At 68.8% G+C, this 9423-nt stretch carries 11 protein-coding genes and 1 pseudogene; 2 read left to right on the top strand and 10 right to left on the bottom strand.

Translation table 11 applies throughout. From position 1 onward, the window contains the following. The 3 genes from G6017_RS01645 to G6017_RS01635 form a co-directional block, all read right to left on the bottom strand. On the bottom strand, positions 1-616 hold a 616-nt coding region (locus G6017_RS01645), incomplete at its 3' end, for a TRIC cation channel family protein (RefSeq protein ID WP_182615593.1). Positions 617-626: 10 nt separating this feature from the next. Continuing rightward, positions 627-1193 carry a GtrA family protein gene (locus tag G6017_RS01640; RefSeq protein ID WP_259844393.1) on the bottom strand — a complete coding sequence of 189 codons (567 nt, stop codon included), beginning with the start codon at positions 1191-1193 and terminating at the stop codon, positions 627-629. A 30-nt stretch (positions 1194-1223) separates the two neighbouring features. Continuing rightward, a complete protein-coding gene (locus tag G6017_RS01635; protein ID WP_179523617.1) occupies positions 1224-2294 on the bottom strand; it encodes a glutathione S-transferase family protein in 1071 nt (356 codons plus the stop codon). 120 nt (positions 2295-2414) lie between these two features. Between G6017_RS01635 and G6017_RS01630 the strand changes: the two genes are divergently transcribed. Beyond that, entirely contained in the window at positions 2415-3449 is a 1035-nt protein-coding gene (locus G6017_RS01630; RefSeq protein WP_182615592.1) for a DUF2332 domain-containing protein, read from the top strand. 52 nt (positions 3450-3501) lie between these two features. On the opposite strand, the gene G6017_RS01625 is transcribed toward G6017_RS01630, so the two are convergent. From G6017_RS01625 to ectA, 4 genes are all read right to left on the bottom strand, one after another. Further along, the gene (locus G6017_RS01625) at positions 3502-4329 is read right to left on the bottom strand and encodes a PIG-L family deacetylase (RefSeq protein WP_182615590.1); all 828 of its coding nucleotides are present in this window, start codon (positions 4327-4329) and stop codon (positions 3502-3504) included. A 147-nt stretch (positions 4330-4476) separates the two neighbouring features. Next, a complete protein-coding gene (locus G6017_RS01620) occupies positions 4477-4899 on the bottom strand; it encodes an ectoine synthase (RefSeq protein WP_179523620.1) in 423 nt (140 codons plus the stop codon). Between the two features lie 40 nt (positions 4900-4939). Continuing rightward, positions 4940-6235 carry a diaminobutyrate--2-oxoglutarate transaminase gene (ectB, locus tag G6017_RS01615; RefSeq protein ID WP_182610113.1) on the bottom strand — a complete coding sequence of 432 codons (1296 nt, stop codon included), beginning with the start codon at positions 6233-6235 and terminating at the stop codon, positions 4940-4942. A gap of 67 nt (positions 6236-6302) precedes the next feature. Further along, positions 6303-6815 carry a diaminobutyrate acetyltransferase gene (gene ectA / locus G6017_RS01610; protein WP_182610112.1) on the bottom strand — a complete coding sequence of 171 codons (513 nt, stop codon included), beginning with the start codon at positions 6813-6815 and terminating at the stop codon, positions 6303-6305. 179 nt (positions 6816-6994) lie between these two features. Here ectA and G6017_RS01605 point away from each other — a divergent pair, with 179 nt between their 5' ends. Then, positions 6995-7420, top strand: coding sequence for a pyridoxamine 5'-phosphate oxidase family protein (locus tag G6017_RS01605; RefSeq protein ID WP_182615588.1), 426 nt, complete (start codon positions 6995-6997; stop codon positions 7418-7420). Here the strand turns inward: G6017_RS01605 and G6017_RS01600 are convergent. From G6017_RS01600 to G6017_RS01590, 3 genes and pseudogenes are all read right to left on the bottom strand, one after another. Further along, positions 7383-7889, bottom strand: a complete 507-nt coding sequence (locus tag G6017_RS01600; RefSeq protein ID WP_182615586.1) for an arsenate-mycothiol transferase ArsC — start codon at positions 7887-7889, stop codon at positions 7383-7385. The two genes, G6017_RS01605 and G6017_RS01600, sit on opposite strands and share 38 nt — an antisense overlap. Next, entirely contained in the window at positions 7886-9052 is a 1167-nt protein-coding gene (gene arsB / locus G6017_RS01595; protein ID WP_182610110.1) for an ACR3 family arsenite efflux transporter, read from the bottom strand. Before arsB ends, G6017_RS01600 begins: the two co-directional genes overlap by 4 nt. 67 nt (positions 9053-9119) lie before the next feature. Continuing rightward, positions 9120-9423: pseudogene (locus tag G6017_RS01590) on the bottom strand (HNH endonuclease signature motif containing protein); the annotation flags it as partial.

Raw genomic sequence — 9423 nt, 5'->3', positions numbered from 1 at the left:
AGCTTCGCACCGGCGCCGGGACGCGCCACTCGCGGCGCCATGCCACCATCCGGAAGGCGAACACCAGCGCCGACAGGACGGTCGCGGCGACCGGCCCCCAGGTGTCGGTCCCCACCGCGACGGCCGTCAGGGCGGCCCCCGTCGCCGCCGGGATGACGTACAGGTTCGAGCCGCTGAACACCGCCGGGATCTCGTTGGCCACCACGTCGCGCAGGAGACCGCCGCCCACTGCGGTGACCACGCCGAGCAGCAGCGCCGACGCGATCGGCATCCCGTGGTCCAGCGCCCGGGCCGTGCCGAAGGTGCAGAACAGCCCGAGACCGGCGGCGTCGAACGTCACGATCAGCGTCCGCACCCGGTGGATGAGCGAGCCGAGCAGGTACACCACGATCGCTGCGACCACCGGGGGGACCAGGTAGACCGGCTGCGACAGCGCGAGCGGCGTGACGCCCAGCAGGACGTCGCGGATGATGCCGCCGCCCAGGCCGGCGAGCAGCCCCAGCACCAGACCACCGGTGATGTCGATGTCCTTCCGCGCCGCCAACAGGTTCCCGGACAACGCGAAGAAGAACACGCCCATCAGGTCGAACCACAGGACGAGTGGCGAGGACTCCACGACCGACCTCCTAGACCACCGCGTCCGCGGTGGAGCGGGCGTGGTGACGGCGACGGACGGAGCGGAACGTCCAGAGCTTGTTGACGACGAAGTTGATCGGCATCGTGATGAGGATCGTCAACAGCTGACTCCAGTACTCCCGGGAGTGGATCCCCGCGTCCTCGTGCCACCACGGTTCGGGCAGGTAGAGCGGGGAGGTGGGGTTGGTGAAGGCCAGCTTGATGAAGATCCCCGCGGCCGCAGCCACCGATCCCACCAGCAGGAACGGCCAGAACTCCTGCATGACCGGCGCCTTGTGTCCCTTACCGAAGGTCCAGTGCCGGTTGAGCATGAAGTTGTAGACATTGGCCACCAGGAACGCCACGATCCACACCAGCGTGGTGAAGCGGAAGTTGTACTCCGTGCCGGAGAACGGGAACAGGATGTCCTGGGCGTTCTGGGTCCCGCCGTTGGCCCTGTTCATCAGGACCGTGACGATCATGTTGACGACCATCCCGGACCCGCCGACGATCCCGAACATGAGGAACTGCCGGGCGCTTCGTCGATAGCGACCGAGTTCGGACGGGGCCGGGTTCACAGCGAGCCAGTCTAGGCCCACGGACCCGGACTAGCCTGCTCCGTGCCCCTCCGGGACCCGTTCGGACGGGTCCTCGATCGGACCCGGGGCGGTGCCGGCGCCGAACGGGCGGCCACCCAACTCCTCGCGGTGATGCGGGGAGAGGAGGCCCGCGAGGTCCGGCCCCTTGGGCACGATTCCGGTGGGGTTCACGTCGCGGTGGACGTTGTAGTAGTGCTCCTTGATCTGCGGGAAGTCGCAGGTGTCACCGAAGCCGGGCGTCTGGAACAGGTCGCGCAGGTAGCCCCACAGGGCCGGCATCTCGGTGATCTTGTTGCGGTTGGCCTTGAAGTGGCCGTGGTAGACCGCGTCGAAACGCACCAGAGTGGTGAACAGCCGGATGTCCGCGACGGTGATCGTGTCACCGGCGAGGTACCGACGGGTGGTCAACCGCTCCTCGAGCCTGTCCAGCGAGGCCCAGAGCTCGTCGTAGGCCTGCTCGTACGCGCCCTGCTCGGCCGCGAACCCGCTGCGGTACACGCCGTTGTTCACGGTCGGGTAGATCCACGAGTCCAGTTCGTCGATCTCGTCGCGGTGCTCGTCGGGGTACAGGTCCGGGGCGCCGTCCCGGTGGAACGCCGACCATTCCGTGAGCAGATCGAAGTTGAGTTTCTGGTAGGCGTTGGTCACCACCGACCCGGTGGGCAGGTCGACGAGGGCCGGGACCGTGATGCCGCGCGGGTAGTCGGGGATCCGGTTGAAGTAGGCCTCCTGGAGCCGGTGCATGCCCGTGACCGGGTCCTTGCCGTCGGGGTCGAGGTCGAAGACCCAGGAGTTGACGTCGTGGGTCGGTCCGGCCAGTCCCATGGAGATGGCGCCCTCCAGGCCCATCAGACGGCGGACGATGATCGAGCGGCTGGCCCAGGGACAGGCCCTGGCCGCCATCAGGCGGTACCGGCCGGCCTCGACGGGCCACCGCATCTCGCCGATCTTCTCCCCGACCGGATCCGATCCCGGCGGGAGATCCGCCACGACCCGATCGTTGATGTAGGTGGCGTCGCGGACGAACTCACCGTCCTCCGAGGCGTTCTTGGCTGCGATGAACTCGGTGTCGTCTGCCATGGGGTCTCCTACGGTCGTCGTCGCGGCCAGTGGTTGATGCATCACCAATATAGCCGGTCGGCGGCCCCCGCGCCAGCACATCCGGGTGATCCGGGGCGCCCGGTGTGCCACGCTGGCCGCATGGACTCCGCGCACGTCGACGACGTTCCCACCCGCTACGCCGAGTTCGCCGAATTCGAGGTCCGCGGCCGCACCCCTGTCTACCTGGCATGGGCCCGGGGGATCGCCGGGGACCCCGCGACGTGCGAACTCATCGGGAGACTGCCCCGGATCAAGCGACAACCCGCACTGGTCTTCGCCTCCGCCCGGCACGCCGGCGCGCCCGAGACCGAGGACTACCCGGCGTTCCGGGAGTTCGTCCACGCCCACTGGACGCGGATCGAACAGATCGCCCTCACCCACTCCACGCAGACCAACGAGGCCAAGCGGTGCGCGGTACTCCTGCCGTTCCTCTCGCTGCTCCCGGGCCCGCTCTCGCTGGTGGAGATGGGAGCCTCCGCCGGTCTGTGCCTGTACCCGGACCGGTACGCCTACCGGTACGCGCTCGACGGCGGCTCCACCCACGAGCTGCGACCGGTGGGATCGGACACGGCCGCCTCCGCCGCCGACATCCCGGTCCTCGACTGCGCCCTGCGCGACGGCGTCCCCCGCCCGCAGTCCCTGCCCGACGTCGTCCACCGAGGCGGGGTGGACCTCTCCCCGATCGACCCCGCCCACGCCGACTCGCGGGCCTGGCTACGCAGCCTGATCTGGCCCGGGCAGCAGTCCGAGCGTGTCCCCCGCCTGGACGCCGCGCTCGACATCGCCGCCGCCGACCCGCCTCGGATCATCACGGGGGACCTGGTGGAGAAGCTGGAGGACTCCGTGGCGGCGTGCCCCGCGGGGTCCACGCCGGTGGTGTTCCACACCGCGGTGCTCGGGTACCTCGAGCCCCCGGCCCGCGCCGAGTTCGTCCGCCGGGTCACCGATCTCTGCCGGGACGCGGGCGCGGTGTGGATCTCCGTGGAGGGGGTGACCCTCCTACCCGACGTCGCCGAGCAGGTCCCGGAACCGATCCGGCGCCACAAGGGCATCTTCGTCGTCGCCGTCAACGGGCGACCCCTGGCCACCGCGCACGGCCACGGCGACTGGGTCCGCGCGCTCGACATGCCCTGAAGGCCGGATCGGGGCGGGGCTGGTCGGATCGGGGCTGGTCGGATCGGCCGATTCAGTCGAACGGCCACCCGCGGCGCATCGACTGGTCGGACCCCGGCTCGATGAGGTACTCGGTTCCGAACGTCGCCGCGTAGACGTTCTCCGGCAGGGCCAGCATCATGCCGATGTCGCTGGTCTGGCTGGCGTGGCACTCCATGGCGCGACGCTTGAGCTCCACGACGTCCGCGGGCAGGTCGATCGCCCACGCGATCTCCGACTGCGGGACCCCGACCGGCAGCCCGTCGTCCCCGGTGAGGATCATCCGGCGCAGTTCCTCCACGTCCATGCCGCCGGACGCGAACGCCGCCAGGAACTCCGCCGCCTCGGGGCTGTCGAGCATCTCGAGCTGGGCGTCCTGATTGGTCGTGGCCTCCAACAACCGCGGGCGACGGGCCGCCGACTCCACCGCGCGGCGGGCGATGCGGTGGACGGCCAGGTGATCCGGGTGCCCGTAGTTCCCGTGGTGGTCGTACCCCACCAGGACGTCGGCGTCCTCTCTGTCGAGGATCCGGGCGAGCCGCCCGGCCGCCTCGTCGGTGTCGGCGCTGTGCAGGCACAGCGGATCGTCGTTCTGGGCCCAGCCGGTCATCCCCGAGTCCCGGTACCCCAGCCAGTCGATCCGGGCGACACCCAGTACCGCTGCCGCGGCCCGGGCCTCACCGCGCCGATGGTCGACCAGGTCGCCGTCGGGCCCGAGGTGGTCGGGTCGCTGGCCGTGGTCGCCGTCGGTGGCGAAGACCGTGACGACGCGGTGACCACCGCGCGAGGCGAGGGCCATCATCCCGGCGGTCTGCGAGGTCTCGTCGTCGGGGTGGGCGTGGAGGAACACGATCGTGGACACCCGACCAGTGTGCCCTCCCGCCCGGCCGGGTGTGCGACCGGAACGGACCGAACCCGACGCGCGACCCCCCACGCACGACTCCCCGGTCGACACCGCTCCGGGTGGAGCGGGTTCGGCCGGGGAGGGCGCGGGTGGTGCGTGTGGGGCCTACTTCTCGCGCACGACCGATCCGTCGTCCTGCAGGCGCAGGAGCGGGTAGATGCCGTTCTCGTCGTGGTTCTCGTCGCCGACGACCGGGGGGTTGAAGACGCAGAGCATCTGCATCTCCTCCTCCACGATGACCTGGTGCTTCTCGTGACCGTCGAGCAGGTACATCGAACCCGCCTCGAGCGGGTACTCCTTGTCGTTCGTGAGGTCCCGCAACGTGCCCTTGCCCCGGGTCAACCAGACGGCCTCGATGTGGTTGGCGTAGTGGAAGTCGTTGGTCGTTCCGGCGGCGATGGTGGTCTCGTGGAACGAGAACCCCACCCGGTCGTCGGCCAGGACGATGCGCTTGGACTCCCAGTTGCCGTTGTTGCCCTTGATGTGGCGGTCGGTGTCGGTGATCTCTGCGGTGGTGCGAACGATCATGTGGTGCCTCCTCGGGGAAGGTGTGGTGGTCCGGGCGGGCTCAGAGGTACTGCTGGGCGAGGACGTGGTCGACGGCCTCGTAGCAGATCTCGATTCCGCGGTCGCGCTCCTCGTCGGTCAGGATGAGCGGGGCGAGGAACTTGACGACCTCGTCGCTCGGGCCGGCGGTCTCGACCAGCATCTTGTTGTCGAAGCAGCGGGCCATGACCTCTGCGGCCAGCTCCGGCTTCTCCAGGAAGGCGATACCGAAGGCCATGCCGCGGCCGCGGAGCTCGAGCTTGCCCTCGTACTTGTAGACCAGCGGGGAGAAGCGCTCGCGGAGGATCCGGCCGTTCTCGAGCGTGCGGTTCTGCAGCTTGTCGTCCGACCAGTACTTCCGCAGCGCCACCTCGGCGGTGACGAACGCCATGTTGTTGCCGCGGAACGTGCCGTTGTGCTCGCCCGGGGTCCACTCGTCGAGCTCGCGGTTGAACAGGGTGATCGCCAGCGGCAGGCCGTAGCCGCCGATCGACTTGGACAGGGTGACGATGTCCGGCTTGATGCCGGCGAACTCGAACGAGAAGAACTCGCCGGTGCGGCCGCAGCCCATCTGGACGTCGTCGACGATGAGCAGGATCTCGTGGCGCTTGCACAGCTCGTCGAGGGCCCTCAGCCACTCGGCGCGTGCCGCGTTGATACCGCCCTCGCCCTGGACGCACTCGACGATCACGGCCGCCGGGCGGTTCATGCCCGAACCGGAGTCGACCAGTACGCGCTCCATCCACTGGAAGTCCTCGGTCACGCCGCCGAAGTAGTTGTCGTACGGCATCGGCGTGGCGTGGACCAACGGGATCCCGGCACCGGCGCGCTTCATGGAGTTACCCGTGACAGACAGCGACCCGAGGGTCATGCCGTGGAACGAGTTGGTGAAGTTGATGATGGCCTCGCGGCCGGTGACCTTGCGGGCCAGCTTGAGCGCCGACTCGACGGCGTTCGTCCCGGTCGGCCCGGGGAACATCACCTTGTAGTCCAACCCCCGCGGCTCGAGGATCGTCGAGGTGAAGGTCTCGAGGAAGGCGCGCTTGGCGACGGTGTACTTGTCGAGCGAGTGGGTGACGCCGTCGCGCTGGATGTACTCGAGCAGCGCGCTCTTCATGTCGTCGTCGTTGTGGCCGTAGTTCAGTGCGCCGGCGCCACCGAAGAAGTCCAGGTAGTCGTCCCCGTCGACGGTCGTGAGCTTCGCACCCTTCGCGGTGTCGAACACCACCGGCCAGTTGCGGGAATAGCTGCGGACCTCGGATTCGCGGTCGGAGAAGATCGAGGTGTCCAGATTGGCGTCGTGCGTGGCTTCGGTCATGGTGGTGATCACTCCATCAACAATGGTGTCGGGCGGCGGCGGCGGACGGATGCGTCCGGGCGCCCTGTTAGGAAATCGTGTAGAGATCTTCGGGTTCGTGCCCGTCACCGAGCAGTTTGGCGCCGAGGTAGTCCTCGCTGGACAACGTCATGCCCCGATCGCGCGCGACGGCGCCGAAAGTGCGCTGGGACGCCTCGTTGTCCGGGCTGATGGTGGTGCGCAGGCGGACCACGCCGCGCTCGGCGAGCCGGTCCATGAGGTTGTGGAGCAACCGTGCGGCCAGACCCTTACCGCGCTGGTCCGCGTCGACGCCCACCTGCCAGACGAAGATCGTGTCCGGCTCCGAGGGGCGCAGGAATCCGGTGACGAAGCCGACCACGCGGCCCTCGACCTCGACGACCACCGAACTCTCGGAGAATTCCGCTCCCCACAGCACGTAGGCATAGGAGGAGTTCAGGTCGAGTACTCCGCTGTCGCGGGCGATCTCCCACATGCGATTTCCGTCTGCCGCCGTGGGCGGGCGGAAAACCGCGTCGGACGAATCAGGGTTACGGGGTGCTTCTCGTTCTCCTGGGTTCATAGGTACTCACCACCGTAATGACGTGGACCGGTTGCCGCATCTACCTTCGCCGGATCGTTACCCGATTGCCGGGCGAGTCCGCAGGTGACCGCCGTGCAGTGACGTCCGTCACCCGGTGCGGCCCCGTCCGTGGTCGCGATGGTCTTCCTTACCGGGCCGGAGCCTGGGAGAATATTTTCATGGACCACAACCCGATCACCGAATTCGACGAGGGCCGCTCACTCGAGTTGCTGGCGACCGAGTCGCTCGGCCGTCTGATCACCGTCTCGGGCGGGCGGGCCGACATCTTCCCCGTCAACTACGCGCTGTCGACGGAGGGCAGGATCTTCTTCCGCACGGCGGAGGGCAGCAAGCTCGCCGGCCTCACCGTTCACCCCGACGTGGTCTTCCAGGTCGACCACATCCAGGACGAGGAGGCGTGGTCGGTGGTCGTCCGGGGCGAAGCCCGACGGCTCGACAGCTTCGCTGAGATCAACCGCGCCGAGGAACTCGACCTCAAGCCGTGGATCCCCACGCTCAAGTACAACTTCGTGGAGATCACACCGGAGCAGATCTCGGGCCGCGGCTTCACCTTCGGCGAGGAGCCGGAGTGGTATACGGGTTAGGCGAACTGCCGGCCCGGTCGGCGGAACCGGTCGGCCGGTCGTTCAACTCGGCCCACAGTCGTCGCACGCGGGCGTCGATGTCGTCGCGGATCAGCGCCATCCGCTCCGCCCCGTCGATTCCCCGCTCGCTCGGTTCATCGGTGTCCCAGACGTCGATGGCCGAGCGCATCCCGTCGACGGGCTCGAGCCGTGCGGCCGTCCCGAGTACGACGACGCGGTCCGCGCGGCGCATGATGTCGTGATCCACCGCCGCCGCGGTGCCGCCCGACATGTCGGCGCCGAGCTCGGCGAGCGCGACCACGGCCTCTGCGTTGGGGGACTGCCCCAGCGCGGGTCGCGTACCGGCCGAGTGGACCTCCACCGCGTCCCCCGCCGCGTGACGCAGTAGCGCCTCCGCCATCTGGGACTTGCCACGATTGGACTTGCACACGAACAGGACCGTGGGGCGCGCCGGAGCGTGGTGCGTCATCGAGCACCATCCTCAGGCGAGCGGCCGGAGGCCGACATGTCCTGGTGAATCGCGTTCGGGACCGTCGGGTCACCCTTGAACAGACGCTTGCCCGCCCACAGGCTCACGTACACGAGCGCGATGAGCACGGGCACCTCGATGAGCGGCCCGACCACCCCTGCCAACGCCTGGCCGGACGCCACTCCCCAGGTGCCGATGCTCACGGCGATCGCGAGTTCGAAGTTGTTGCCCGCGGCGGTGAAGGCGACCGCGGTGGACTTGGCGTAGTTCAGGCCTGAAGCACGGGCGGCGAGCAGGCTCCCGCCGAACATGAGGATGAAGTAGGCCAGCAGGGGCAGCGCGATCCGCGCCACGTCGAGAGGCCGTCCGATGATGGTGTCGCCCTGGAACGCGAAGAGCACGACGATGGTGAACAGCAGGCCGTACAGCGCCCACGGACCGATCTTGGGCAGGAAGGACTCCTCGTACCACTGCCGCCCCTTGGCCTTCTCGCCGAAGTGCCGGGTGAGGAACCCGGCCAGCAGCGGGATACCGAGGAACACGAGGACACTCAGCGCGATCGCCCATACCGAGAACCCGGCGGTGGTGGTCTCCAGCCCCAGCCAGCCCGGGAGGACCTGGAGGTAGAACCATCCCAGGCCCGCGAACGCGATCACCTGGAACACCGAGTTGATCGCGACGAGCACCGCCGCAGCCTCCCGGTCGCCGCATGCGAGGTCGTTCCAGATGAACACCATCGCGATGCAGCGGGCCAGGCCGACCACGATCAGGCCGGTACGGTACTCGGGGAGGTCCGGCAGCATCAGCCAGGCCAGCGTGAACATCAGCGCGGGACCGACCAGCCAGTTCAGTGCGAGGGACAGCAGGAGAAGCCTGCGGTCCCCGGTGACGCGACGCGTCTCGTCGTAGCGGACCTTGGCCAGGACGGGGTACATCATCACCAGCAGACCGACCGCGATGGGGACCGAGACTCCTCCGACCTCGACCGCCTCCAGCGCCTCGGCGATACCGGGCACCAGACGCCCGAGCAGGAGCCCGAGAGCCATGGCCGCGAGGATCCACACGGCCAGGTAGCGGTCGAGGAAGGACATCCGCGCGGCGACCGGGGCGTCGGGATCGGCGGGGGAAGGGGGGCCGGCGGTCGCCGATACCTGGGTGCTCATGCGCCCAACCCTAGGCAATCCATCGATGTCGGTCAATGTATGACGCACGCCACCGGGTTGTGCGAGCTCAGAACGGTGGCGGGTGGAGGATCTCGTCGAGGAGCTGGTGAACCTGCTCCTCGGCACGGCTGACCACCGGTTTGTTGCGATCCCACCAGCGACCGATGGGAGGCCTGGTGCCATCAGGACTCGCGCGATCGGGGCCGGAGCGGTCGGCCCGGGCGCGTTCTGCGCGGTGGCGGGCGGCACGGCGGGCCCAGTAGGTGGGCTCGGACAGCAGGTCGCCGTCCGCGGTGTCCGGCTCGGGGTTGCGGGCCTGCTGGACGTCCCAGGCGTCCTGTTCGGCTCGGGCCTGTTCGCGCCTGTACGCA

The organism is Dietzia sp. B44, from assembly GCF_014145245.1.
GTDB lineage: Bacteria > Actinomycetota > Actinomycetes > Mycobacteriales > Mycobacteriaceae > Dietzia > Dietzia natronolimnaea.
The sequence above is the reverse complement of the archived record's forward strand: the minus strand, read 5'-3'. Positions and strand labels throughout refer to the sequence as shown.

Bases quoted from the DNA above. Each gene is read 5' to 3' on its own strand.
- G6017_RS01600 (WP_182615586.1), bottom strand. From the start codon at position 7,889: ATGACGCACCACGCTCCGGCGCGCCCCACGGTCCTGTTCGTGTGCAAG.
- ectA (WP_182610112.1), bottom strand. From the start codon at position 6,815: ATGAACCCAGGAGAACGAGAAGCACCCCGTAACCCTGATTCGTCCGAC.
- G6017_RS01630 (WP_182615592.1), top strand. From the start codon at position 2,415: ATGGACTCCGCGCACGTCGACGACGTTCCCACCCGCTACGCCGAGTTC.
- ectB (WP_182610113.1), bottom strand. From the start codon at position 6,235: ATGACCGAAGCCACGCACGACGCCAATCTGGACACCTCGATCTTCTCC.
- arsB (WP_182610110.1), bottom strand. From the start codon at position 9,052: ATGAGCACCCAGGTATCGGCGACCGCCGGCCCCCCTTCCCCCGCCGAT.
- G6017_RS01635 (WP_179523617.1), bottom strand. From the start codon at position 2,294: ATGGCAGACGACACCGAGTTCATCGCAGCCAAGAACGCCTCGGAGGAC.
- G6017_RS01605 (WP_182615588.1), top strand. From the start codon at position 6,995: ATGGACCACAACCCGATCACCGAATTCGACGAGGGCCGCTCACTCGAG.
- G6017_RS01620 (WP_179523620.1), bottom strand. From the start codon at position 4,899: ATGATCGTTCGCACCACCGCAGAGATCACCGACACCGACCGCCACATC.